Here is a 23,963-nt window from a genome sequence, read left to right as displayed (position 1 = left end):
GCAGACCAGCGGGCGACTGGCACACTGCGGCCATGGCGCGTGAACTGCAGACAGTCGGTGTGGTCGGGCTCGGCACGATGGGAGCCGGGATCGCGGAAGTGTTCGCCCGGCACGGCTTGACCGTGGTCGGGGTGGAGCGGGACGAGCAGGCGGTCGAGCGCGGCCGCGGGCACATCCAGCACTCCACCGACCGGGCGGTCAAGCGCGGCAAGCTGTCGGTCGAGGACCAGCAGGCGCTGTTCGACCGGGTGACGTTCGCCACCGAGATCGAGGCGCTGGCCGACTGCGACCTGGTGATCGAGGCGGTGATCGAGCGGCTCGAGCTGAAGCGCGAGATCTTCTCCGCGCTCGACAAGGTGGTCCGCGAGGACGCGATCCTGGCCACCAACACCTCGTCCCTGTCGGTCACCGAGATCTCCGTGGCCACCGAGCGCCCGCGCCGGGTCGTCGGCATGCACTTCTTCAACCCCGCCCCCGTGCAGGAGTTCGTCGAGGTGATCAAGACCGTCGTCACCGAGCCGGACGTCGTCGAGGACGTGCTCGCGCTGGCCCGCAGGCTCGACAAGGTCCCGGTCGTCGCGGCGGACCGGGCCGGCTTCATCGCCAACGCGCTCCTGTTCGGGTACCTGAACCACGCCGTCTCGATGGTCGAGTCGCGCTACGCCACCCGCGAGGACGTCGACGCGGCGATGCGGCTCGGCTGCGGGTACCCGATGGGCCCGCTCGCGCTGCTCGACCTGATCGGCCTCGACACGGCGTACGAGATCCTCGACACGATGTACAAGCAGGGCCGCAACCGGCTGCACGCGCCGGCGCCGATCCTCAAGCAGATGGTCACGGCGGGCCTGCTCGGCCGCAAGACCGGCCGCGGCTTCTACACGTACGAGTCGCCGGACTCGCCCGTCGCGGTGGACGACGACCTGACGCCGCGGGTCAACGGTGACGAGACCACGGTCCGCCCGATCAAGCAGGTCGGCGTGGTCGGCTCCGGCACGATGGCCGTCGGCATCATCGAGGTCCTCGCCAAGGCCGGGTACGACGTGCTGTACGTCGCCCGCGGCACCGAGAAGGTCGACCGGGTCCGCGCCGGCCTGGAACGCTCGCTGGAGAAGGGCGTTCAGCGCGGCAAGCTGTCGTCGGAGGAGCGCGACGCGGCGCTCACCCGCATCGTCGGGACGGCCAAGCTCGACGACCTCGCCACCGCCGACCTGGTGATCGAGGCGGTCGTCGAGGAGCTCAGCGTCAAGCAGGCGCTGTTCGAGACCTTCGACGAGATCTGCAAGCCCGGCGCCGTTCTCGCCACCACCACGTCGAGCCTTCCGGTCATCGACCTCGCCATGGCCACCAAGCGCCCGGCCGACGTGGTCGGCGTGCACTTCTTCAACCCGGCCCCGGTGATGAAGCTCGTCGAGGTCGTCAGCACCGTCAGCACCTCGCCCGAGGTCGCCGACACCGTCGCCGCCGTAGCCGTTGCCGCAGGCAAGCACCCCGTGCGCTGCGGGGACCGCGCCGGCTTCATCGTCAACGCGCTGCTCTTCCCGTACCTGAACGACGCCGTCCGCATGCTCGAAGCCCACTACGCCGGCGTCGACGACATCGACGCCGCCATGAAGCTCGGCTGCCGCCTCCCGATGGGCCCGTTCGAACTGCTGGACGTGGTCGGCCTGGACGTGTCGCTCGCAATCCAGCGCACGCTGTACCTCGAGTTCCGCGAGCCCGGCTTCGCTCCCGCGCCGCTGCTGGAACACCTGGTCACCGCTGGCTACCTGGGCCGCAAAACAGGCCGAGGCTTCCGCGACTACGCCAACTGAGCGCTGCGTCGTCGGCCCCGTCGCGGGCCCGGCGGCTCGTGGCCGTCAGCCCGCCTGCTCTTGGGCGTCGCCCGGCTGCTCGTCGCCGCCGGTCGGGCTGCGTGTGGTCGTCGGCCTGCTTCCCGTCGCGCCCGGCTGCTCTTTGCCGTGGGCCTGGCTGCCGTCAGCCCGGCTGCCCGCGGACGTCGGCTCGACCGCGTGAGTCCTAATCCAGATGCGGCCGTGCTGACGGGCGTCCTACTCTCCTGAGATGGAAGCCCGTCAGCCGCCGAAGCCCCGGTCGTTGCAGAAGGACGCCGAGGGTCAGTGGGTCCGCCGGTGGACCGGAGCGGACTGGTTCGCGCCCGCCGACGCGTGGGTGCGCGAGCAACTGGCCGCCGCCGGGATCGCTGTCACCGGTGAGCCGGTCCCGTACAAGATCCGCTTCTGGGCAGCCGTCTGGTGCTACCCGACCGACCGCGGTCTCTACTGGTTCAAGGAGAACAACCCCGGCCAGTCCTTCGAGGCCGCCCTCGTCGACGCGATGGCCCGAGAGCTCCCACAGCACGTGATCGCCCCACTCGCGATCGAACCCACCCACGGCTGGCTCCTCACAGCCGACCAAGGCGCGACCCTCGACGAACAACTCACCCAGGTCGACCCGCTACTCCTGTGGCGCCGCCTGGTCATCGAGTACGCCGGACTGCAACGCGACACCATCCCCGCCGAACAAGCCCTGCTCGCCACCGGCCTGACCCGCCTAGCCCCGGACCAACTCGCCGAAACCGTCCACGAAATCGCCGACTGGTTCGCCAACCTCAGCCCCACCCACCCCCTCGCCCTCCGCTCCGAGCCCGCCCCCTTCGCGCCCGCCGCTGCACCCGATGCCTTCGTGCCTGGCGCTACGCCCGATGCCCTCGCACCCGATACCCCCGCGCCGGGGGCTTTCGTGCGCGGCTCCGGGCCCGATGTCGTCGTGCCTGGTGCTGCGCCCGACGCTCTCGCACCCGGCGCCCCCGCCCCCGGCGCCACGGCCAGCCTGCGTTCGGCCGGTGCTGCGCCCGTTCACCGCTTCCGCGCCCCCGGTCCCCAGCTCGACCAGCTCCATCGGGCGGCTGACAACCTCGCTGGCTGGGGTGCGAAGTTCTCCGGTGCGATCCCCTTGGCGCTCGACCAGAACGATCTGCACGCCCACAACGTGTTCGCCGCGAGTCCCACCGCGCCGTTTCGGTTCTTCGACTTCGGTGACGCGCTCTGGGCCCACCCGTTCGTCACGCTCGCCTGCGTTCACGCCGCGCTGGTCGACCCCGATGACCCCAACAGCTGGGCCGAGGACGATCCACGCCTCGCCGAGATCACCGACGCCTACCTCCACCAGTGGACCGACCTCGCACCCCTCGACGTACTCCACGCCGAGCTCGAGGCAGCCCTGCCCCTCCACGTGGTACACCGCCTCGTCTCGTGGCACCGCCTGCTGGTTCACGCAGACGAGACCGAGGCAGCGGCCTGGGCGTTCTCGCCGGAGCACTGGATCGCCGAGGTCATCCGACTCTTCGGCCAGGACTGACAATCACCGCGCACCGACCCTTCACCTGCAAGACTCCGAGGCGTGACCACCCAGCCGTCCAGCCCCTCGCTGCGGTCCGAGGCGAGCGAGGTCGTGCAGACGATCGCCTTCCCGCTCATCCTCGTCATCACCGGGCTCGGCCTGATCCTCATGCCGAACGTCGTCGGAGCGGACTGGCCCGGCTGGTCCTCGACGATGGTCCTGGTCGTCCTGCTCGTCGTACCGGCTGCGTTCGTCCTCACCATGGTCGCCGGCGCCACGGGCCGAGTCGTCCGCTGGATCGCGGTGATCGCTGTTCTCGCCTGCGGAGCACGCGTCGTCTGGAGCCTGTACGACGCCCGCGACCGAGCAGCCTTCACCGCGATCGCCCTCGCGCCGTTCCTGCTCCTCCTCATCGCAGCCGTCCTGCTGATCGCCTACTCGTGGCCCCGAGCAACCACCCGCGCGCTGGTGGACACGGCCCGAGCCAACGGCTGGCACGCAAGCCGCGAACTACCCCAGGCCACCCGACAGCCCGCCCACCCGAGCACCAAGCAGCCGGCAGACCTCCCCGCCCACCCGAGCACCAAGCGTCCGGCAGACCTCCCCGCCCACCCGAGCACCAAGCGTCCGGCAGACCTCCCCGCCGCGCCGCTCCCGCTCCCGATCGGCCGGTTCCGCGTCGTCCGCAACGTCGTACAGGCTGAACACGCCCTGGCCTTTGAGGTCCGCTGGCTCGAAGGGCACGGAATCCTCTTCCGCCGTCGGCGGCTGTCGGTCTTCGTCGGCCGGCAGTTGCAGCAGGAGCTCCCCGCACTTGAAGTCCGCCCAGGCAGCGGCCTGACCCGTTCCGACCTGTCTTTGGAAAGCGCGGAGTTCAACCGCTCGTACGACGTGATCGGCGAGCAACCGCCGTACCTCATGGCAGTGCTGCACCCGCGAGTGATGCAAACCCTCTTGGACAACCGTCCGCTCGGCTTGGTGGTCGACCGCGACGTCCTGCTGACCTACCAAGAGACCGGCTTGAACAGCGACTCCCTGCAAAAAGGCATGGCAACCATCCACCGCCTGAACGAGCTGATGCCCCAGCACGTCTACGACCAGTGGGGCATCCGCCGTCCAGCACCTTCCAGCTCGAGCCTGCGATTCGCCGGGCGCGCCCACCAGATCTCCCTCGGCAAGCTCTACCTGCGCTGGCTGGCTCTCTCGACCGGTCTGCTCGGCGTGACGCTCGCGACCTGCCTGGCCGGTGCAGCAGCCGAGGCCCACGCCAACCAGACGGCCTTCACCCCCGCCAGATCCCTGACCTCATTGCTGATCGCGGCCGTCGTACTCGGTCTGGCTGCGACCATCAGCGGCCTGGCCTCCAGGCCGCGGCTGGCTCACGGCTCCGCGTCGGCGTAGTCGCCGCACGGCCCGCCGCCGATGGCCGCCGGGATGGAGACCGTACGCCGGTCCGGCCGCACCAGCGGGTCGTAGAACGTGGCGATCTCGGTGCTTGCTTCCGGCACGTAGTGGAAGATCAGCGAACGCCGGAAGCGATCGGTGCTGGAGTTCGGCCGCGACCCGTGCACGACGCTGCCGTGGAAGAACAGCACGTCCCCGGCCGCCATCTTGGTCTGCACCTTGCGCAGCCCGTCCGGCACCGGTACCTCGGCGTTGGTGAACGACTCGGCCAGATCCGCCGGCTCGGGACACACCAGCTCGGTGCGGTGCGAACCCGGTACGACGGCCAGCCCGCCGTTCTCCGCGTCCACGTCGTCGATCGCGATCCACGCGGCCAGGCAGGTCTCCGGGTCGGCCCGCAGGAACGTGTTGTCCTGGTGCAGCGCCTGCCCCCGCGCTCCCGGCGGCTTGAAGTAGAACATCGACTGGGCCCCCAGCGAGGGCCCGATCAGCGCGGTCACCACATCGAGGATTCGGCTGTCGAGCATCAGCTCCAGTGACAGCCGCCCGGCCTCGACATCGGTCCGGCGATGCGGGTGCACGAACCGTGGGTACCGCGCCAGCGGGTCGTCCGCCGGTACGCCGTCGTCGATCGCCAGCGAGTGGTCCGCCGCGACCTGGTCCATGAAAACAGTCCTGATCCGCTCGACCTCGGCGGGGCTGACCAGGCCGGGGACCTGGACCACACCTTCCCGCGCGTAGACGTCGGCGACGGTCTCGGACGCTGTGCTCGTCATACTCCGAGTCTGCGCGCCGCCGTCGCCGGAGTGGATAACCTATTGAGCTGTGAACCTTCGAGATCCTGCTAGACCCGACTCGTTCACGCCGACCGTACGGCGTCTGATGGCCGGTGAGTTCGACGAGGGACCCGATTACACGACGTACCGGCGTCGCGGCACCACCGACTGGCTGCTCTTTCACACCCTCAACGGCCGGGGACGCCTGGGCACGGCGTACTCCGACGTGGTGGCGGCCCCGGAGAGCCTCACGCTGGTGAAACCCGGGACCCTGCACGACTACGGGGTTGAGCCCACGCTGCGGCACTGGCATTTCCTCTACGCGCACTTCCACCCGAAGCCCGACTGGACGCCGCTGCTCGACTGGCCCGAGGTCGCGCCGGGCATCCTGCAGCTGCACCCGAGCGAGCAAGCCGCCGCCCGGATCGCCGGCCATCTTGCCGCCGTCGTCCGCCACCAGTCCAGCGTGCTGGCCCAGGGCGAGCTGCTCGCCGTCAACGCGCTGGAGGCGGCGCTGATCTGGGCCGACACCCAGAACCCGAGGGCAACCCCGATCGACGACCGGCTGCTCCGCGCGATCGAGCTGATCGACCGCGACCTCAAGGCCGATCTCGGCGTACCCCGGCTCGCGCGCGCCGCCAACCTGTCGCCGTCCCGGTTCGCGCACCTGTTCCGCGCCCAGCTCGGCATCGCGCCCCAGCAGTTCGTCGAACGCCGCCGGATCGAGGCCGCGCGCCGGCTGCTCGAGCTGACTGCTCGCCCGGTCTCCTCGGTCGCCGCGGAGGTCGGCTTCACCAACCCGCTGTACTTCTCGACCCGCTTCCGCCAGCACACCGGGGCCACGCCCACGGCGTACCGGAAGGGCTGAAAGCGTTCAGCCCTTCGGCGGGTTCACCCAGAGCCGACGCGGGCCGGTGCCGGTCGCGCCGAGCTTGTCGTCGCGGTTGCGCAACAGGCAGCGCTCCAGCGAGAGACAGCCGCAGCCGATGCAGTCGGTGAGCTTGTCGCGGAGCCGGACGAGCTGTTTGATCCGCAGATCGAGGTCGGCCTGCCAGGTTGTCGAGAGCTGCTCCCAGTCCTCCTGGGTCGGCGCCTGATCCGTCGGCAGCTCGCTCAGTGCCTCGCCGATCTCCCGCAGCGGGATGCCGACGCGCTGGGCCACCCGGACGAACGCGATCCTGCGCAGGGCGTGCCGCGGGAACCTGCGCTGGTTGCCGGCGGTCCGCCGGCTCTGGATCAGGCCGCGTTCCTCGTAGAAGTGCAGTGTTGTCACGGTGACGCCGGCGCGCTTGGCCAGCTGACCGATCGTGAGCTCGGCGTTCGGGTCCACCACGCGCACCAGCCTAGCTTGACCTCGGGTTAACCTGAGGTTTGAGGATGGCGTCATGACCACTGACACCACCGGATCCCGGCTGGCCGGACGGCGGGAGTGGGTCGGCCTGGCCGTCCTGGTCATCCCCGCCCTGCTGGCCTCGCTCGAGCTGACCATCACCCATCTGGCCCTGCCGGCGATCGGGCGCGACCTGGGTGCGTCCAGTACGCAGATGCTGTGGATCGTCGACGGGTACGCGTTCCTGCTGGCCGGCACGCTCGTGGTGATGGGGGCGCTGGGCGACCGGATCGGGCGGCGCCGCCTCCTGATCGGTGGCGCGATCAGCTTCAGCGTGCTGTCGGTGATCGCCGCCTACGCGCCGAATCCCGAGGTTCTCGTCGCGGTCCGGGCCCTGCTCGGCATCGCGGGAGCGACGCTCATGCCGTCGGTTCTCGCGCTCACCGTCGTACTGTTCACCGAGCCGCGCCAGCGGACCCAAGCGGTCGGCATCGTCGTCGCCGCGATCTCCGCCGGTACGGCGATCGGCCCGCTCCTCGGGGGCTGGCTGCTCGATCATTTCTGGTGGGGTTCGGCGTTCCTGCTGCCCATTCCGCTCATGCTGGCCCTCGTGGTCGTCGGGCCGCTGACACTGCCCGAGCACAAGGCGCCGGACGCGCGCAGCCTCGACCTCCGCAGCGCGGCTCTCTCGATCGCCGCCGTGCTCGTGATCGTCTACGGGCTCAAGCAGTTAGCCGCGGCCGGTCTGGAGCTGACGGCCTTCGCAGCGATCGCGGCCGGGCTGGCGTGCGCGACGGCGTTCGTCCGCCGTCAGCGCCGGCTGGCCGATCCGATGATCGATCTGCGGCTCTTCGCCGACCGCGCCTTCAGTACGGCGACGCTCACGCTGGTGTTCGGGATCTTCGTGCTCTGGGGGACGAACTACGCCGTCGCCCAGTACCTGCAGCTGGTGGCCGGGCTGGATCCGTTGACCGCCGGCCTGTGGACCGCGCCGCCCGCGCTCGGTGTGATCGCCGGCTCGCTCGGCGCGACCCGGCTGGCGCGGAAGGTGCCCGCCGGGCGGATCATCGGCAGCGGGCTGCTGCTGTCCAGCGCGGGGTTCGTGACGCTCGGCGGGATCGATCCGGGGACGCCGTTGGTCGTGCTCGTCGCGGCGATGACCGTCGTCTCAGCCGGTCTGGGACCGATGATGGCGCTCGCGACGGACATCGTGATCGGCAGCGCTCCCGCCGGCCGGGCCGGTGCGGCGTCGGCGATCGCCTCCACCGCACCGCAGCTGGGCGGCGGCCTGGGAATGGCGATCCTGGGCAGCGTCATCACGGTCGCCTACCGCGCGGACATGCACGACACCACAGGCCCGGCCGGCGAGAACCTGACCGCGGCGGTCGCTGCCGCGGCTCACCTTCCACCCGCCGAATCCGAGACGCTCCTGGCCTCCGCCCGCTCGGCCTTCACCAGCGGCTTCGGGATCAGCGCACTGGTGTCGGCCGCTCTCACGGTCATGGTCGCCGCGACCGTCCTGGTGGTCCTCGGTCGACGGCGACCGCCGGAACCGAACCGGCCCTCGCAGCGAACTGAACCGGCATTCTTCCTGCTGTTTCGGGCGAAAGCGTGGAATCGGGCGACCGGGGTCGGCGGTGGGCTCTAGTCTGCTGCCATGAATCTTCGGTCTGCCGTGGCGGTGCTGGCCACCCTCGTCGTTGTCGCAGTGTCCGCGTGCGCTCCGGAGGACGAGTCGTCCGGTACGCCGAGCCCGAGCGGGGCCGATGCCTGCAGCAAGGACAAGCTCGCACTGAAGACCGCGGGCGCGTTCACCGTCGGCACTGACAAGCCGGCGTACGCGCCGTGGTTCACCGACGACGACCCGGCCAACGGCAAGGGGTACGAGTCGGCGGTGACCTACGCGGTCGCGAAGAGCCTCGGGTTCGCGGAGACCGAGGTGAAGTGGCAGACCGTGCAGTTCAACGCGGCGTTCGCGCCGGGGCCGAAGAAGTTCGACCTGGACGTCAACCAGATCTCGATCTCCGAGGACCGGCGCAAGGCGGTCGACTTCTCGTCGGGGTACTACGACGTCCGGCAGACCGTGATCACCACGGCCGGCAGCAAGATCGCCGACGTCAAGTCGGTGGCCGAGCTGGCCGACGCCAAGCTCGGCGCCCAGGTCGGCACGACCAGCTACACGTCGCTGCGGGACGTGATCAAGCCCAAGCAGACCCCCGCGGTGTACGACACCAACGACCTGGCCGTGCAAGCCCTGAAGAACAAGCAGATCGACGGCATCGTGGTCGATCTGCCGACCGGCTTCTACATGACCGCGGCGCAGCTCGACAACGGCAAGATCGTCGGCCAGCTCCCGGCCGGTGGTCAGGCCGAGCAGTTCGGGTTCGTGCTGGAGAAGGGCTCGGCGCTGACCGCCTGCGTCTCCAAGGCCGTCGACGGGCTGAAGGCCGACGGCACGCTGGCCAAACTCCAGCAGCAGTACCTGACCGCGGAAGGCGCGCCGGAGCTCTCGTGATGACCTCACACGGCGTCAGCCGGGCGGCTCGGCGGGCGGTGCGCCTCGCCGGGCGAAGGTTCGGCCCGATCGTCCGGGGAGCGCTGTGAGCGACTGGCAACCGTCGGCGCTGCAGCTCGAGCGGCTGGCGTACCGGCGGCGACGGACCGTGCGGTCGGGCGTGATCGCGGCCGTCAGCACCGTCGTCCTGGTGGCGCTGCTCGCGGTCGGGATCGGTTCGACGCCGGGCTGGCCGCGGGTGCGGGAGACCTTCTTCAACGTCGAGCGCGGTTGGGAGGCGCTGCCGGTCGTTGCCCAGGGCCTCTGGTTGAACGTGCGGGTGATGCTGGTCTGCGCCGTGCTGATCGTCGTTCTCGGGCTGACGCTCGCGATCATGCGGACACTGCGCGGCCCGATCTTCTTTCCGCTGCGGATCTTCGCGGCGGCGTACACGGACGTGTTCCGTGGTCTGCCGTTGCTGCTGGTGATCTTCCTGCTCGGCTTCGGTGTTCCCGCGCTGCAGTTGCGTGGGCTGCCGAACGAAGCGGTGATCTGGGGTGGTGCCGCGCTGGTGCTGACCTACTCGTCGTACGTCGCCGAGGTCTTCCGCGCCGGGATCGAGTCGATCCACCCGTCCCAGCGCGCGGCCGCGCGATCGCTCGGGCTGTCCCACCGGCAGACGCTGCGCTTCGTCGTCCTCCCGCAGGCCGTTCGCCGGGTCATGCCGCCGCTGCTCAACGACTTCGTCTCGCTGCAGAAGGACTCCGGCCTGATCGCGGTCCTCGGCGTCATCGACGCGATCCGCGCCGCACAGCTCGAGACCGCGGAGGACTTCAACTTCACGCCGTACGTCGTGGCCGGGATCCTGTTCGTCGCGTTGACCATTCCGCTCACGCGGCTGACCGACTGGGTCGCCCGCCGGCAAGGCTGGTACGGCGGGGGAGGTGGTCCGGTATGACCCTGCTGTCGCTGCGCGGTGTCCGCAAGACCTACGGGACCAACGTGGTCCTCGACGACTTCGACCTCGACGTCGACGCCGGCCAGTGCGTCGTCCTGATCGGCGCGTCCGGCTCCGGCAAGTCGACGCTGCTGCGCTGCGTCAACCTCCTGGAGACCGTCGACGACGGCGTCATCGAGCTCGACGGCGAGGACATCACCGACCCCCGCGCCGACGCCGACCGGATCCGCTCCGGCATCGGCATCGTCTTCCAGTCCTACAACCTGTTCCCGCACCTGTCCGTCCTGGACAACGTCACCCTCGCTCCGATCCGGGTCCACGGCGTCGCCAAGCCCGCAGCGCGCGCCCGGGCGATGGAGATGCTCGACCGGGTAGGCCTGGCCGACAAGGCCACCGCCCGCCCGGACAACCTCTCCGGCGGCCAGCAGCAACGCGCCGCCATCGCGCGCGCCCTGGTCAACAACCCCAAGCTGATGCTCCTGGACGAGGTCACCTCAGCCCTCGACCCCGAGCTCGTCGGCGAGGTCCTCGACCTCCTCAAGGACCTCAAGTCCGACGGCATCACCATGCTGATCTGCACCCACGAAATGACCTTCGCCCGCGAGGTCGCCGACCAGATCTGCTTCCTCGACCAAGGCCGCCTCCTGGAATCGGGTCCACCCAGCCAGGTGCTGGGCACCCCGCGAGAGCCCCGCACCCAGGAGTTCCTCCGCCGCATCACCAACGCCGGGCGGCTGTAGAACCTCAGGCGGACGTCCCCTCCGCCGAGCGTCCACCGCGGGCGCTCTAGCACCGATCCGGTGCGGGCCCGGCGAATTCGGCTGTGGCCGAAGTAGGGCGAACAGTGCCGCGACCCGTTCTAGTTTCGAAGTCAGCGCCGCGCGCCGGCTCGATCGACGGGAGAACCGCGGTGACGTCCCAGCCCGGCACCACCGGCTTCAGTGAGTTCGTCGCGGCCCGGTACGACGGCCTGCTGCGGACGGCGTACTTCCTGGTCCCGGACCGAGGCCTGGCCGAGGACCTCGTGCAGACGACGCTCCTGAAGTGCTGGCTGGTGTGGGACACGATTCGGGCCGACGACCCCAGCGGCTACGTGCGCCAGGTCCTGGTGAACACCTGCCGCGCGTTGTGGCGGGTGAAGAAGGGCAAGCAGGAGTTCCCGACCGACCAGCTGCCGGTGGTCGCCACGCCGGCCGAAAGCGCTGAGCAGCTCGAACGGGACTTCGTTCTGGTGGCAGCAGTGGCCCGGCTGCCGCGATCGATGCGCCGGGCCGTCGTACTGCGTTTCCTGATGGACCTGACCGAGGTGCAGACCGCCGAGCTGGCGGGCTGCTCCGTCGGGACGATCAAGAGCCAGACCAGCCGGGCCCTGTCGCGGCTCCGGCTGGATCCGTCCCTGCACGACCTCCGGCGTACGGCGTAGCCGCGCCCTTCAGCCGAGCGGGTTGAGCTCCTGGTAGTCGGCCTCCTGCATGACCCGCCGTACGCCGATCGGCTGCTGCGTCGGCACCCCGCCGGGGCCAGGAACCTGCGAGACCAGCGCGGCGATCTCGATGGCCCGCTCCTCGGACTCGACGTCGATGACCTGGAAGCCGGCCAGCAGCTCCTTCGCCTCCAGGTACGGCCCGTCGGTGATCACCGGCGCCGACACCCCGTCCGACGTCACGGACTTCGCCAGCTCCGGCCCGGTCAGCGCCTCGCCACCGATCAGCTCGCCCGAGGCCAGCAGCTCGGCGTTGAGCTTCTCGTAGTAGTCCATGTGCGCCTTCACGTCCTCCGGCGCCCACTCGGTCATCGGCGTGTCGATCGCCCCACCGTTGTAGTCCACGATCAGCAGGAACTTCGTCATCCCGGTCTCCTCTGTTCAGCACCCCAGCGGCGCTCTCACCCAGGGGACGAACCCGACGCCAAGTCCTCGACATCCCCGTCAAAGAAAAAATCTAACGCGACGACAGGTACGTCAGAACCGCCATCACGCGGCGGTTGTCGTCTTCGGACGGGGGGAGGTCGAGCTTGGCGAAGATGTTGTTGGTGTGTTTGCTGACCGCCTTCTCGGTGACGAAGAGGGCGGCGGCGATGGCGGCGTTGGAGCGGCCTTCGGCCATCAGGCCGAGGACCTCGGACTCGCGGGGGGTCAGGCGGGTGACGGGGGAGTCGCGGGTGCTGCGGGCGAGGAGCTGGCCGATGACGTCGGGGTCCATCGCGGTGCCGCCGGCGGCGACGCGGCGGACCGAGTCGAGGAACTCGGCGACGTTGGAGACGCGGTCCTTGAGCAGGTAGCCGACCGCGCCGCCTCCGCCGGTGAGGAGCTCGCGGGCGTAGAGCTGCTCGACGTACTGCGACAGCACCAGGATCGGCAGGCCGGGGACCTGGCGGCGGGCCTCGATGGCGGCCTTGAGGCCCTCGTCGGTGAAGGTCGGGGGAAGCCGGACGTCGACGACGGCCACGTCCGGCCGGTGCTCGACGAGCGCCGGGACCAGCCGGGGGCCGTTGTCGACGGCTTCGACGACGGTGAAGTCGTGGGCTTCCAGCAGCCGGATCAGGCCGTCCCGGAGGAGGGCGTGATCTTCAGCGATGAGGACTCGCAAGGCAACTCCATGATCACGGTGGTCGGCCCGCCGGTCGGGCTGACCACCGTCAACGTACCGTCGAAGGCGGCCAGTCGCCGCTGGATTCCGTAGAGTCCACCGCCCACTGTGACCGTCGCCCCACCGACGCCGTCGTCGCCGACGATGATGTGCAGCCGCTCGTCCTCGTGGGTGATCTGGACCCAGGCGTTCGTCGCGGCGGAGTACTTGACCGCGTTGGCCAGTGCCTCGGCGACCGCGAAGTACGCGGCGGACTCGACGGGGGCCGGCGGACGACCCGGTACGTCGTACGTGACGTCGACCTTGAACGGGCAGGTCAGCGCCAGCGCGTTGACCGCGCCGTCCAGTCCCCGGTCGGCGAGTACCGGCGGATGGATGCCGCGGACCAGGTCGCGTAGCTCCGACAGCGCCGTACTGGCCGACTCGCGGGCCTCGGTGAGCAGCGCCGCGGCCTGCTCCGGGTCGCGGGCCACCATCTCCTCGGCCATCCCGAGGTTCATGCTCAGCGCGGCCAGCCGGGCCTGGGCCCCGTCGTGCAGGTCCCGCTCGATCCGGCGCAGCTCGGCGGCCTGGGTGTCGACGGTCTCGGCGCGGGACTCGGCCAGCTCCCGGACCCGGATCGCCAGCTGGGCGTTCTCGGTCGGGCCGAGCAGCGACTTGGCCAGGAACGCGTTGGCCCGCAGCAGCCGCTCACCGGCCGCCGACCAGATCAGGAACGCGACGAGCCCGAGCGGCACCATCATGAAGGCGGTCAGCGGGGTCAGCGTGGGCAGGATCGCCCCACCGAACGGCTCGTCGAACACGCCGGCCGGCGTCACCCAGACCAGGAACGGGTAGATCAGGTAGAACACCGACGCCACGAACAGGACGAAGGACAGCAGGTTCAGTGTGAAGCCGATCACGGCGTTGACCAGCAGCCAGGCGATGTCGCGCCAGGTGGCCGGGTCGGAGAGCGTCGTCCGCAGCCACATCAGCATGCCGGGCATCGGCGGCTTGCGGTAAGGACGCTGGATCCGTACGCCGAGGAAGCCCGACATGATCGTGCGGTGACAGTTGGCGAACCAGCGCACGCAGGGCACGAAGACCAGCAGCATCGGGATCCCGACCCAGACCGCGATCAGCGGCACCGAGACCACGTTGAGCACGAAGAACGCGATCCCGATCTCGGCCAGAACGGCCAGCCCGAGCGCGACGAAGGGCTGCGCCAGCCGCGGGAACCGCAGTGGCGGCGCCGAGGTGGCGTTCTGGAGGGTGGTCATCGTGTCTCCCGTGGTGAGGTCGAGCGAACTGCCTCCATCATGACCGAGTCCCGGGTCCGGCTCAGGGGTGCTAGACCCACCCTGACCAGGTGCTTAACCCCCAGATCGCCCGGGTGGTAGCACGCGTGTGCCGAGCGTGAATGGGCACCAGGCTGGATCACGTACCCTGGTCGTGGCTGTACGCCAAGGCCTCCACCGCTCAGAAACGAGGCACCAGATGGCACAGCCACTTGCGCTTGCCCATACCCCCGCACGGACGAAACAGGCGAAGGGCAGCGATTTCTCCCCCTTGCTGCGCGAGGTCCGCGAGGCCGGCCTGCTGGAACGCCGTACGGCGTCGTACGTGATCGCGATCGGGCTGAACATGGCGCTGATCGCGGCGACCTGGGCCGGCGTGGTCCTGCTGGGCAACTCGTGGCTGCAGCTGCTGCTGACGATCCCGCTCGCGATCTTCACCACCCGGGCCGCGTTCTTCGGGCACGACGCCGGGCACCAGCAGATCGGCAGCTCCCGCAAGGTGCACGACCTGATCGGGCAGCTGCACGGCAACCTGCTCTGCGGGATGAGCTACGGCTGGTGGAACGACAAGCACAACCGCCACCACGCCAACCCGAACCACACCGACAAGGACCCGGACGTCGGCGAGGGCGTGCTGGTCTGGACGCTCGAACAGGCCGAGGGCAGGACCGGTCTGCACGGCTGGCTGAGCCGGCACCAGGCGAAGATCTTCTTCCCGCTGCTCACCCTCGAGGGCCTCAACCTCAAGGTGTCGAGCGTGCTGTTCCTGGTCGGCCGACGCAAGCGTCACGAGGCCCGCGTCGAGCTGATGCTGATGGCCGCGCACCTGACGCTGTACTTCACCGCCCTGTTCCTGGTGATGTCGCCGGGCAAGGCGATCGCGTTCGCCGCGCTGCACCACGCGCTGTTCGGCCTGCACCTGGGCAGCGTCTTCGCGCCGAACCACAAGGGCATGGAGATGCCGGACGACGACAGCAACTGGGGCCACCTGGAGAAGCAGGTCCTCACTTCGCGCAACGTCGACGGCGACCTGGTCACCGACTGGATGATGGGCGGCCTGAACTACCAGATCGAGCACCACCTGTTCCCGAGCATGCCGCGGGCCAACCTGCGGTTCGCGCAACCGATCGTCCGTGCGTACTGCGAGAAGATCGGGATGCCGTACCTGAGTACGGGCCTGATCGAGTCGTACAGGATGGGTCTGGGACACATGCACGAGGTGGGCAGCGAGCTGCGCGCACAGCATTCGAAGTGAGCAACTCTCCGCGAGGTACGGCGCCCGGGGCCGGAATCGGTTAGGTTCCTGGTCTCGGGGCCGACCTTGTACGAGGGAGACCTGCATGACCGACACGTCCGGTTTGAGTCGTCGCGGCTTGCTCGGAGCCGTCGCCGGCGCGACCGCCGCCACCGCCCTGTCCACGCCTGCCTGGGCAGCGGACGACCAGCGACCGGGGGCGGTTCGCCCACCGGCGCTGGACAAGTACGACCGGCAGATCGTCAACGGGATCTCCTCGGACCGCGCGCTGCAGCACCTGAAGGTGCTGTCCGAGCAGATCGGCCCCCGGATCGGGGGCACGGTCAGCGAGAAGCGGGCCGCGGACTACCTGGCCGGCCAGCTGAACAGGTTCGGCTACCGGACCCGCCTCGAACCGTTCCCGGTCGCGGACAAGTTCACCGCCCAGATCGGTGACCTGCGCAACCTGTTGCCGGACGACATCTGCTGGCAGGCGGGCGCGGCACCGGGCGGCAAGCTCAACGTGACCGTCCAGGGTCCGGCGCGCGACGTCGGGCCCGCGACCGCGCCGGTCTGGCCGGCGGACGTCGCCGGCGCCGTCGTACTGGCCGATGACACCGCCGCGGCGCGGCCCGGGTTCGTCGCCGAGGCGGCCTCGCGGGGTGCGGTCGCGGTGATCCTGCTGCCGGCCGACCAGGTGTTTCCCCGCCGGGCCTCCGCGTTCTCGCCGAGCGGGCTGACCGACGCGCCGATCCCGGTGATCGGCGTGGCGCAGGTCCAGAAGCGGTTGCTGCGGGAGGCACTCGCCGTGGTGACCTCGTTGCCGCTGTCGATCGGTACGACGGCCCACCGCAGCCTGATCTCGAACAACGTGATCGGCGAACGCCGCGGCAAGGGCAGCAACGCGCCGATCGTGATGGTCTCCGGCCACTACGACACGGTGATCGGCGCGCCGGGCGCGAACGACGACGGCTCCGGCACGGTCCTCACGCTCGAGCTCGCGCGCGTCCTGGCGAAGCTGCCGACCGAGGCGACGCTGCGGTTCGCGCTGTGGGGCTCCGAGGAGCAGGGCCTGATCGGCTCGCGCTACCACGTGGCGCAGCTCGCGCAGGACCAGCGTGACCGCTACCGCGCCGTGTTCCAGAACGACATGGTCGCGACCAGCTGGGACCCGGCGATCGTCTACTGGCTGCTTTCCTTCGACGGACTCGCCAACACCGCGACGAACGCCGTACGGGCTTCCGGCCAGCGTCTCGGGTACGACGCGCAGCTGGTCGGCCCGGTCACCCGCGGAGCCAGCGACCACCAGTCCTTCCAGGAGGTCGGCATCGCGGCGGCGAACTTCTCCTGGCGCGGCGAGTCCTCCCCGGCGCTGCTCGAACCGCCGTACCACTCGCCCGAGGACACCATCGCCAAGAACGTCAGCCTGGAACGCCTCAAGGTCTCGATGGAACTGATCGGCACCGCCGCGTACGCCGTCGCCCGGCGCCGCTGAGCCAGTCCGTGCGTGGAGCCCGTGCGCGGAGGGCCTGCCGTCGGCGGATAGCCTTGAGGCGACATGTCACCTCGTCGGCGCAAGCCCTCCAAGCACACACGGCCGGTCAGTGACCGGCCGTTGCTCGGTGGTACCCAGGAACGCCAGAGCCGCGGCGACGGGGACTGGATCGTGCGGCGGGTCAGCGGTACGGCGTCGACCAAGGCGTACCGCTGCCCGGGCTGCGACCAGACGATCCTGCCGAACACGCCGCACGTGGTGGTCTGGCCGGAGAACCCGAGCCTGCTCGCGGCGATCGGCGGCGCCCAGTCCCTGGACGAGCGCCGCCACTGGCACACCACCTGCTGGCAACGCCGTCGCTAGAAAGGCCTCGTATGAAGCTTCCAGTCACGTCGTACGGCGAGAGCGGTACGCCGGTCGTGGTGATGCACGGACTGTTCGGCTCCGGCCGGAACTGGATGACCGCCGCCCGCCGGCTGGCCGCGTCGCACCGGGTCTTCGCCTTCGACCTGCGCAACCACGGCACCTCCGAGCACGTCCCGACGATGACGTACCCGGAGATGGCCGAGGACGTCCGCGAGACGATCGAGGCGCTCGGCGTCGGCCCGGTCGCGCTGGTCGGGCACTCGATGGGCGGCAAGACCGCGATGCTCACCGCGCTGACCCACCCCGAGGTGGTCGAGCGGCTGGTCGTCGTCGACGCGGCGCCGGTGGCGTACCCGCCGCAGTTCGAGCAGTACTCCCAGGCGATGCGTGGTGCGGACCTGTCGAACATCCAGCGCCGCGCGGAGGTCGACGCCCAGCTGCAGGACGCCGTGCCGACGCCTGGGACGCGGGCGTTCCTGCTGCAGAACCTGATCCTCGACGACCAGGGCGCTCGCTGGCGGCCGAACCTGGAGGTCATCGAGGCGTCCCTGTCGCAGATCTCGGGCTGGCCCGACGGCGTCACCGGCGCGTACGACGGCCCGACGCTCTTCGTCTACGGCGGCAAGTCCGACTACGTGCGGCAGGATCACCGGGCCGCGATCGAGGCGCTGTTCCCGCAGGTCCGGTACGAGGTGATCACCGAGGCCGGGCACTGGGTGCACGCCGAGCGGCTGGACGACTTCCTGGCGGTGCTGACGCCGTTCCTGGTGTGAATTGTTGCCCGTTCGCGTAGCATCTAGGTAACTTTCTACCACCACGCGAGCGGGAGGTGCCGGTGAACCGATCAGTGCTGGCCGTCGGCGGTCACATCGGGGACATGGACCTGTCGGCCGGGCCGACGCTGGCCAAGCTCGTGCTCGAGGGCGCGAACGCGACGATCGTGGCGCTGACGCCGGGGGAGCGCGGTCATCCCCGGCTCTCGCCGGCCGAGTACCGGCAGCAGAAGGTCGCCGAGGGCGAGGCGTTCGCGACCGCGATCGGCGCCGACTTCATCGTGCTCGGGTACAGCGAGGGCTTCCTGCCCGACACCGACGACGTCGCGCTGGAGCTGGCGACGATCATTCGCGACCAGCAGCCCGACACGGTGATCACGCACTGGCGGCACAGCTCGCAGCGCGATCACGAGCACACCGCGCGGATCACCGAGCGGGCGATCTACCTGGCCGACCTGCCGATGGACCACGAGCTGCCGCGGCACGCCGTACGGACGTTGCTGCACACCGAGCACGCCGAGGACCTGCGCGACTTCGCGCCGACGGCGTACGTGCCGATCCCGGACGACGCGTTCTACCGCTGGGTGAGCGCGATCCGGCACCAGGCCTTCGCGCGGGGGGAGACCGACGGGTTCCGGCACATCGACTACTACACGGCGCTGATGACGATGCGAGGGTGCCAGGCCGGCTACCCGCGGGCGTGCGCCGTGCTGGACCCTCGGGGTCCCGAGGTCAGCAAGCTGTCGGCCTAGAGCGGCAGCTGGAACCAGCCGCCGACGTCGATCCGGCCCGAGGACTTCGCGGCCTCGAGGGCGGATCGATTGTCGGCGTGGATGACGCCGAGCAGGATCGGCTTGTCGTCCGGGAGCGCTTGGGCGAGCAGGGCCGGGAGGTGGCGGCCGTACCCGCGGCCGCGGTACGCCGGGTCGAGGATGAACTCCTGGACCACGTACGCCGGCAGGCCGAGCGTCTCGTCGTTGACGTGGGCACCGACGTATCCGGCCCACTCGCCGTCGACCAGTACGTAGTACAGCAGCCCGGCCTCGATCGACTCGGCCAGGTCCTCGGCCGTCTCGATGCGTGCCTGGTCGGGGTGGTTCGGGTGTGCTTGGTCGATCGCTTCGTACGCCGCGACCGCCCGCGGATAGTTGCCGAGGTGGGTCGCCTGGGCGAAGGTCAACTCCGCCGGAACCTTCAAGTGGTCGCGGAGATCCCTGACCAAACCCGCTAGGAACCGCCGATCGACACGCGTCCCTTCGAACTGCCCAACCGCCGCAGCACTCCACAGCCGCAGGTACTTCGGCCTGAAGACCCCGTACGCCTGCCGCGCCGCTGCCGCCAACGGTTGCAGGTCCTCCGCCCGGATCGCCCGCGACAGGGGAGTGGCATCCACGAACGGCTTGGACGCGTCACCACCCTCGTACCGCATGCTCAGCATCGCGTGCAGCTCGCCGGCCGGCGTCCAGCGGTTGAGCAGCAGCTCCGGCGGATGCCCGGGCGCGAACCGCTCGGCCCGCTGGGTCGCGATCCCGAGATCGGTCGCCAGGACGACGTCCATCGCGTGCTGCTCGGCGAGCAACGCGAGACGGACGTCGTCGGCGACCCACGTGCGGGTGACCGGGTGCTGCGCGGTCAGGCTGTACGCCGCCAGTTCCGTTGCCGTGGGCACCTTCAGGACGCGTCGGCCTTCCGGACCCAGACCTCGCGGATGATCAGCAGCACCGCGGCCGCGGTCGGGATCGCCAGCAGCGCGCCGACGACACCGAGCAGCGCGCCACCGAGCAGCGCCGCGATCACCGTGACGGCGCCGGGGATGTCGACCGCGCGGCGCATGATCCGCGGCGCGACGACGTAGTTCTCGATCTGCTGGTAGATGATCCCGTACGCCAGGCAGGCGACGCCGACCCACAGGCCGTCGGTGAATCCGATCGCGGCGACCAGGACGACACCGATCAGCCCACCGACCATCGGGATGAACGCGGTGAACATCACCACGATCGCGAGCGCCACGGCGTACTGGTTGAGGCCGACGATCTCCAGGAACACGAACATGAAGAACCCGGCGCACAGCGCGACCAGGAACTGTCCGCTGACGTAGCCGCCGACCCGGCCGAGCACCTCGTCGCCGAGGATCGAGACCCGCTTGCGGCGGGTGGCCGGGACCAGGCTGTACGCCGCGCGCTTGACCGTGGGCAGCGACGCGAGGAAGTACAGGGTCAGGATCAGGACGGTGAAGGCGGAGAACAGGGCGTTCGCCACGACCTTGCCGACCCCGAGCACGCCGCCGAAGGCGCGCTGGGCGAGGGCGGGATCCTGGATGTAGTCCTTGGCCTTGTCGATGAACTGGTACCGCTTGTCCAGCTCGTCCAGGGTCTTGGAGTTGTTGAGCAGGTCGAGCCAGTCCGGGGCGTTCTTGATCAGGCCGTTGATCTGGTCGGTGACCACCGGCACGATCGCGAAGCCGACGCCGGAGACCGCGAGGATCATCAGCAGGAAGACCACGCCGACCGACAGTCCGCGCTTCAGGCCGCGGCGCATGAACCACTCGACCAGCGGGTTCAGGCCGACCGCGATGAACATCGAGACGACCAGCAGGATCAGGACGGACTTGGCCTGACCGAGTGCGTTCCACAGCCCCCAGGCGACCAAGACGCCGAGGGCCGCGAAGAAGCCGAACACGAACGGGTTGGAGCGCCTGAGCGGCGGCCCGGGCCGGCCCATGCCGTCGTCGGGGTGCCGCTCGTCCATCAGCAGCTGCCCGGCGATGTCGTCGTCGGACTCGGCGGCCCGCCGCGCGATACTGGCCGACTCCCGCGCCGCACCGGCCGCCACCTCGGCCTCGTCGGCGGACTCGTCGGCTTCGTCCGCCGACACATCAGCCTTCTGCGCCGCCCCGGTCGCGAGCTCCGCCGAGTCCTCGGCGGTGTCCGCGGATTTGTCCGCGTCCTTGGCCGCCCGCTCGGCCTCCGCGGCGGCCACCTTCGCCTCGCGCGCAGCCGCCTCCGCGGCGGCCACGCGCTCGTCGCCGGTCTGCTCCGGCGCCGCGCCCGGGCCCGCATCGGGCGAGCTTGCGCCGCCCGAGCCCGCCGCTCCGGCGCCCGCCGGGTCGGCGTCAGCGCCGGGCGAGCCCGTACCCGCCGAGGCCGCACCCGGGTCCGCGCCCGCCGGGTCCGGGGTGTTGCTGTCTTCTGTGGAGTTGTCGTCGCCGGCTGGCGTCACTTCTCATCCTTGTCGGCGGCGTCGTTCTTCTTGTCCTTCGGCGCGAACGGGCTGTCGCCGGTGATCCGCGTCTCCTCGGCCGTCAGGTCGTCGAGCCGGAACTCGTCGATCTTGGTCGAGTCCTTCGGCTCGTCGTCGGCCGGCTTGCCGCCCTTCGCGTCGTCGAGCAGCGCCGGGTCGACCCGCAGGGCGGTGTCGATCCGCGTCTCGTCGACCCGCGCCGTACCGGCGTCCGGCCCGGCGAACGGACTGCGCCCGGTGAACGAGGTCTCCGGCGCGTCGTCCTTCGCGTCCACCGGGTACGAGTTGTCCCCCGGGGCCTTGTACGACGACTCGACCGGATACGTGGCATCCCCGGCCGGCACCGCGAACGGGTTGCTCTTCGCGTCCGCGGCGAACGGGTTCGCCGCGAACGGGCTCCCCGCCTTGTCCGCCCCGAACTGGCTCGCCGAAGCGCCGCCCGAGGTGCCGGGCGCGAACGAGCCGCCCGAGGAGTCCGGCTTCTCGCCCGCGAACGGACTCGCCGGGGACTCCGCCTTGTCCGCCGCGAACGGCCGCGCCTGGGCGTCGGACTCGCCGCCGGTCGCGAACGGCCGCGCCGACGCGGTGTTGCCCGCAGCGTCGTTCGAGTTCGCCGAGGCGTCGTACGAGTTGGACGACGCGTCACCGCTCGCCTCCGCCGCGAACGGGCTGGCGGCCGGCGCGTCGTACGAGCTGTTCCCCGCCGAGCCGGCCGTCGAGGCGTCGTACGAGTTGCTCGACGCATCGCCACTCGGACCGTCGTACGAGCCGCCGCTCGAAGCGTTGTATGAATTGCCGGCCGCATCACCACTCGGGCCGTCGTACGAGCCGCTGGCCGCGTCACCACTCGGGCCGTCGTACGAGCCGCTGGCCGCGTCGCCGCTCGGGGCGTCGTACGTGGTCGCCGGCGGTGTGTACGAACTCGGCGTGGCGAACGACGCGCTCGCCGGGGGAGCGGAGAACGGGTTGTACGCCGTCGGCGCGGCCGTCTCCGAGTCGAGCTCGGCGGCCTGGCGGGCGATGTTGCTCGCGATGTCGTTGAGCCCGGCGATCTGCGCGAGGATCCCGTCGCGCCGCTTCGCGAGCCGCTCGGTCTCCCGGGCGACGATCGTGCGCGACCGCTCGGCCTCGTCGGCGGCGCTCGCCAGCTCGGCCTCGGCCCGTGTCCGCGCCGCGGTCAGCACCTGCTCGGCCTCGCGCCGGGCGCGGGTCAGTGTGCGCTCCGCCGACTCCTCCGCCTCGGCCCGCACCTTGCGCGCCTGCTCGGTCGCCTCCGCGACCCGGCGCTCGGAGGCCTCGGCGGCCTCCTTCATCTGGTCGGTCAGGTTCTCGGTGTCGGCCGCGATCTGCTGGTGCTTGTCGGCCAGCTCCTTGGCCTGCTGCTCCCGCTCGTCGGCCAGCCGCGCCCGCAGCGCCGCCGACTCCCGCTGGATCGCGGTCCGGATCTTCTCCGCCTCGTGCAGCGCGCCGTTCTTCAGCGTGCTCGACTGCGACTCGGCCGTCAGCTGCAGCTGCTCCGCCTTGCGGCGCGCGGCCTGCAGCACCTCCGACCCCTCGGTCTCGGCGGTCCGGCGAATCTCGGCCGCGTCGCCCTCGGCGGTCCGGCGCATGCTGTCGGCCTCGTTCAGCGCGACGGTCCGGATGTCCTGCGCCTCGCGCTCACCGGTCGCCCGGGAGGCCAAGGCCTCCTTGTTCGCCGTCGACCGCAGCTCCTCGGCCTCGCGCCGAGCCTCCTCGAGGGCCTCCGACGCCTGGTCCTGCGCCAGCCGCAGAATCTGCGCGGCCCGGTCACCGAGCCCGGCGTACGACGGGTTGGCGCTGGCCTCGAGCTGCCGCTTGGCCTCGTCGAGCTGCTTCTGCAAGGGCGCGGACCCGGCCTGCAGCTCCTCCGCCTTGCCCCGCGCTTCGCCCAGCTGCGCCTCGAGCGCGCGGACGTAGTCGTCCACCGCGTGTTTGTCGTACCCACGGCGTGCGACGGGGAATCCCCCGGCCGCGGTCGCCGTACGGTCGAAGAACGGCAGGCTCGACTCGTCGCCCATCCCTGAGTGTCCCTTCTGGCGGAGCGGATGAATCCCCCAGCGTAAGCCTGTCAGACCCCAGGCCCACAAACCTAACCGGCCGCCGGGACACCCCGGCCGGTAGCTCCCCCACGGCCGGCGGGTGCAGGGTGGCTGGCCCGGTTGGTAGCGCCCCCATGGCCGACCCGCTCAGCCTTGTCGAGCCCACCCGCCCCTTGAGTGGTGAGGTGGTGCCCGCGTCGTCGGGCCGAGGGGCTGGTGGGCGCTGCGGGCAGGTCACCTGGTGCTGGCGGCGGCTGGCCCGGCTGGCAGCGCCCCTCACGGCCGATCCGTGTGCTCCTTGTCGAGCCCACCCGCCCCCTGCGTGGAGGGGTGGTGCTCGCGGTGTCGGTCCGTGGGTGGCTGGCCCGGTCGGTAGCGCCCCCACGGCCGACCCCGGTCAGCCTTGTCGAGCCCACCCGCCCCCTGCGTGGTGAGGTGGTGCTCGCGGCGTCGGTCCGGGGATGTTGGTGGGAACCGCGGTCAGGTCGCAGGCGTGCCAGCGGCGGCTCACCCGGGTGGCAGCGCCCGGACGGTCGATCTGTGTGCTCCTTGTCGCGACCCGCGCGCCCCTGCGTGGAGCGTGGTGCACGCGGTGTCAGGCCCGTTGACGGCCGCTGCGCCGGCGCACG

The 23,963-nt window shown here is 70.5% G+C and carries 22 protein-coding genes; 14 read left to right on the top strand and 8 right to left on the bottom strand.

What is annotated here, in order from left to right:
* Positions 1–32: 32 nt before the first annotated feature.
* The 3 genes from HDA39_RS17405 (at position 33) to HDA39_RS17395 (ending at position 4,740) form a co-directional block, all read left to right on the top strand.
* A complete protein-coding gene (locus tag HDA39_RS17405; protein WP_184796252.1) occupies positions 33–1,811 on the top strand; it encodes a 3-hydroxyacyl-CoA dehydrogenase family protein in 1,779 nt (592 codons plus the stop codon).
* A gap of 250 nt (positions 1,812–2,061) precedes the next feature.
* On the top strand, positions 2,062–3,357 hold the full coding sequence (locus tag HDA39_RS17400) for a hypothetical protein (protein WP_184796251.1): 1,296 nt from the start codon (positions 2,062–2,064) through the stop codon (positions 3,355–3,357).
* Between the two features lie 42 nt (positions 3,358–3,399).
* Complete coding sequence (locus HDA39_RS17395; RefSeq protein WP_184796250.1) at positions 3,400–4,740, top strand: hypothetical protein; 1,341 nt, start codon at positions 3,400–3,402, stop codon at positions 4,738–4,740.
* On the opposite strand, the gene HDA39_RS17390 is transcribed toward HDA39_RS17395, so the two are convergent.
* Entirely contained in the window at positions 4,719–5,519 is an 801-nt protein-coding gene (locus tag HDA39_RS17390) for a phytanoyl-CoA dioxygenase family protein (protein ID WP_184796249.1), read from the bottom strand. The genes HDA39_RS17395 and HDA39_RS17390 overlap by 22 nt on opposite strands.
* Positions 5,520–5,568: 49 nt before the next feature.
* Here HDA39_RS17390 and HDA39_RS17385 point away from each other — a divergent pair, with 49 nt between their 5' ends.
* A complete protein-coding gene (locus tag HDA39_RS17385; RefSeq protein WP_337925778.1) occupies positions 5,569–6,387 on the top strand; it encodes a helix-turn-helix domain-containing protein in 819 nt (272 codons plus the stop codon).
* Positions 6,388–6,393: 6 nt separating this feature from the next.
* On the opposite strand, the gene soxR is transcribed toward HDA39_RS17385, so the two are convergent.
* On the bottom strand, positions 6,394–6,852 hold the full coding sequence (soxR, locus tag HDA39_RS17380) for a redox-sensitive transcriptional activator SoxR (RefSeq protein ID WP_420488723.1): 459 nt from the start codon (positions 6,850–6,852) through the stop codon (positions 6,394–6,396).
* Between the two features lie 52 nt (positions 6,853–6,904).
* Here soxR and HDA39_RS17375 point away from each other — a divergent pair, with 52 nt between their 5' ends.
* The 5 genes from HDA39_RS17375 (at position 6,905) to HDA39_RS17355 (ending at position 11,724) form a co-directional block, all read left to right on the top strand.
* Positions 6,905–8,497 carry an MFS transporter gene (locus HDA39_RS17375; protein WP_184796248.1) on the top strand — a complete coding sequence of 531 codons (1,593 nt, stop codon included), beginning with the start codon at positions 6,905–6,907 and terminating at the stop codon, positions 8,495–8,497.
* 9 nt (positions 8,498–8,506) lie between these two features.
* Positions 8,507–9,364: an ABC transporter substrate-binding protein gene (locus tag HDA39_RS17370; protein ID WP_184796247.1), complete on the top strand. Its 858-nt coding sequence runs from the start codon at positions 8,507–8,509 to the stop codon at positions 9,362–9,364.
* 85 nt (positions 9,365–9,449) lie between these two features.
* Positions 9,450–10,301: an ABC transporter permease subunit gene (locus HDA39_RS17365; protein WP_184796245.1), complete on the top strand. Its 852-nt coding sequence runs from the start codon at positions 9,450–9,452 to the stop codon at positions 10,299–10,301.
* Complete coding sequence (locus HDA39_RS17360) at positions 10,298–11,041, top strand: amino acid ABC transporter ATP-binding protein (protein ID WP_184796244.1); 744 nt, start codon at positions 10,298–10,300, stop codon at positions 11,039–11,041. Before HDA39_RS17365 ends, HDA39_RS17360 begins: the two co-directional genes overlap by 4 nt.
* A 170-nt stretch (positions 11,042–11,211) precedes the next feature.
* Positions 11,212–11,724 carry a SigE family RNA polymerase sigma factor gene (locus tag HDA39_RS17355; protein ID WP_184796243.1) on the top strand — a complete coding sequence of 171 codons (513 nt, stop codon included), beginning with the start codon at positions 11,212–11,214 and terminating at the stop codon, positions 11,722–11,724.
* Positions 11,725–11,733: 9 nt separating this feature from the next.
* Here the strand turns inward: HDA39_RS17355 and HDA39_RS17350 are convergent, their stop codons facing one another.
* From HDA39_RS17350 to HDA39_RS17340, 3 genes are all read right to left on the bottom strand, one after another.
* Positions 11,734–12,150, bottom strand: a complete 417-nt coding sequence (locus HDA39_RS17350) for a YciI family protein (protein ID WP_184796242.1) — start codon at positions 12,148–12,150, stop codon at positions 11,734–11,736.
* A 91-nt stretch (positions 12,151–12,241) separates the two neighbouring features.
* Positions 12,242–12,889, bottom strand: a complete 648-nt coding sequence (locus HDA39_RS17345; protein ID WP_184796241.1) for a response regulator — start codon at positions 12,887–12,889, stop codon at positions 12,242–12,244.
* The gene (locus HDA39_RS17340) at positions 12,841–14,148 is read right to left on the bottom strand and encodes a sensor histidine kinase (RefSeq protein ID WP_184796240.1); all 1,308 of its coding nucleotides are present in this window, start codon (positions 14,146–14,148) and stop codon (positions 12,841–12,843) included. Before HDA39_RS17340 ends, HDA39_RS17345 begins: the two co-directional genes overlap by 49 nt.
* Before the next feature lie 217 nt (positions 14,149–14,365).
* Between HDA39_RS17340 and HDA39_RS17335 the strand changes: the two genes are divergently transcribed.
* The 5 genes from HDA39_RS17335 to HDA39_RS17315 all read left to right on the top strand — a co-directional run bounded on the left by HDA39_RS17335 (position 14,366) and on the right by HDA39_RS17315 (position 18,786).
* A complete protein-coding gene (locus HDA39_RS17335; RefSeq protein ID WP_184796239.1) occupies positions 14,366–15,421 on the top strand; it encodes a fatty acid desaturase family protein in 1,056 nt (351 codons plus the stop codon).
* 85 nt (positions 15,422–15,506) lie between these two features.
* Positions 15,507–16,895 (top strand): M28 family peptidase, encoded by a 1,389-nt coding sequence (locus HDA39_RS17330; RefSeq protein WP_184796238.1) that lies wholly within the window; start codon positions 15,507–15,509, stop codon positions 16,893–16,895.
* 63 nt (positions 16,896–16,958) lie between these two features.
* Positions 16,959–17,258: a hypothetical protein gene (locus tag HDA39_RS17325; protein ID WP_184796237.1), complete on the top strand. Its 300-nt coding sequence runs from the start codon at positions 16,959–16,961 to the stop codon at positions 17,256–17,258.
* 11 nt (positions 17,259–17,269) lie between these two features.
* The gene (locus tag HDA39_RS17320; protein ID WP_184796236.1) at positions 17,270–18,034 is read left to right on the top strand and encodes an alpha/beta fold hydrolase; all 765 of its coding nucleotides are present in this window, start codon (positions 17,270–17,272) and stop codon (positions 18,032–18,034) included.
* Positions 18,035–18,096: 62 nt separating this feature from the next.
* Positions 18,097–18,786 (top strand): PIG-L family deacetylase, encoded by a 690-nt coding sequence (locus tag HDA39_RS17315; RefSeq protein ID WP_184796235.1) that lies wholly within the window; start codon positions 18,097–18,099, stop codon positions 18,784–18,786.
* Here the strand turns inward: HDA39_RS17315 and HDA39_RS17310 are convergent.
* From HDA39_RS17310 to HDA39_RS42370, 3 genes are read right to left on the bottom strand one after another with little or no spacing between them, the layout of a single operon-like run.
* Positions 18,783–19,703, bottom strand: coding sequence for a GNAT family N-acetyltransferase (locus tag HDA39_RS17310; protein ID WP_337925777.1), 921 nt, complete (start codon positions 19,701–19,703; stop codon positions 18,783–18,785). The two genes, HDA39_RS17315 and HDA39_RS17310, sit on opposite strands and share 4 nt — an antisense overlap.
* A 2-nt stretch (positions 19,704–19,705) precedes the next feature.
* The gene (locus HDA39_RS17305; protein WP_184796234.1) at positions 19,706–21,253 is read right to left on the bottom strand and encodes an AI-2E family transporter; all 1,548 of its coding nucleotides are present in this window, start codon (positions 21,251–21,253) and stop codon (positions 19,706–19,708) included.
* Positions 21,250–23,313, bottom strand: coding sequence for a transposase (locus HDA39_RS42370; protein ID WP_238356078.1), 2,064 nt, complete (start codon positions 23,311–23,313; stop codon positions 21,250–21,252). Before HDA39_RS42370 ends, HDA39_RS17305 begins: the two co-directional genes overlap by 4 nt.
* Positions 23,314–23,963 lie beyond the last annotated feature (650 nt).

This window comes from Kribbella italica, from assembly GCF_014205135.1.
GTDB classification, from domain to species: Bacteria; Actinomycetota; Actinomycetes; order Propionibacteriales; family Kribbellaceae; genus Kribbella; species Kribbella italica.
The sequence above is the reverse complement of the archived record's forward strand: the minus strand, read 5'-3'. Positions and strand labels throughout refer to the sequence as shown.

Coding starts and splice junctions, on each gene's coding strand:
- HDA39_RS17405 (WP_184796252.1), top strand. CDS start 33: ATGGCGCGTGAACTGCAGACAGTCGGTGTGGTCGGGCTCGGCACGATG.
- HDA39_RS17400 (WP_184796251.1), top strand. CDS start 2,062: ATGGAAGCCCGTCAGCCGCCGAAGCCCCGGTCGTTGCAGAAGGACGCC.
- HDA39_RS17390 (WP_184796249.1), bottom strand. CDS start 5,519: ATGACGAGCACAGCGTCCGAGACCGTCGCCGACGTCTACGCGCGGGAA.
- HDA39_RS17375 (WP_184796248.1), top strand. CDS start 6,905: ATGACCACTGACACCACCGGATCCCGGCTGGCCGGACGGCGGGAGTGG.
- HDA39_RS17370 (WP_184796247.1), top strand. CDS start 8,507: ATGAATCTTCGGTCTGCCGTGGCGGTGCTGGCCACCCTCGTCGTTGTC.
- HDA39_RS17360 (WP_184796244.1), top strand. CDS start 10,298: ATGACCCTGCTGTCGCTGCGCGGTGTCCGCAAGACCTACGGGACCAAC.
- HDA39_RS17350 (WP_184796242.1), bottom strand. CDS start 12,150: ATGACGAAGTTCCTGCTGATCGTGGACTACAACGGTGGGGCGATCGAC.
- HDA39_RS17340 (WP_184796240.1), bottom strand. CDS start 14,148: ATGACCACCCTCCAGAACGCCACCTCGGCGCCGCCACTGCGGTTCCCG.
- HDA39_RS17335 (WP_184796239.1), top strand. CDS start 14,366: ATGGCACAGCCACTTGCGCTTGCCCATACCCCCGCACGGACGAAACAG.
- HDA39_RS17330 (WP_184796238.1), top strand. CDS start 15,507: ATGACCGACACGTCCGGTTTGAGTCGTCGCGGCTTGCTCGGAGCCGTC.
- HDA39_RS17325 (WP_184796237.1), top strand. CDS start 16,959: ATGTCACCTCGTCGGCGCAAGCCCTCCAAGCACACACGGCCGGTCAGT.
- HDA39_RS17320 (WP_184796236.1), top strand. CDS start 17,270: ATGAAGCTTCCAGTCACGTCGTACGGCGAGAGCGGTACGCCGGTCGTG.
- HDA39_RS42370 (WP_238356078.1), bottom strand. CDS start 23,313: ATGGGCGACGAGTCGAGCCTGCCGTTCTTCGACCGTACGGCGACCGCG.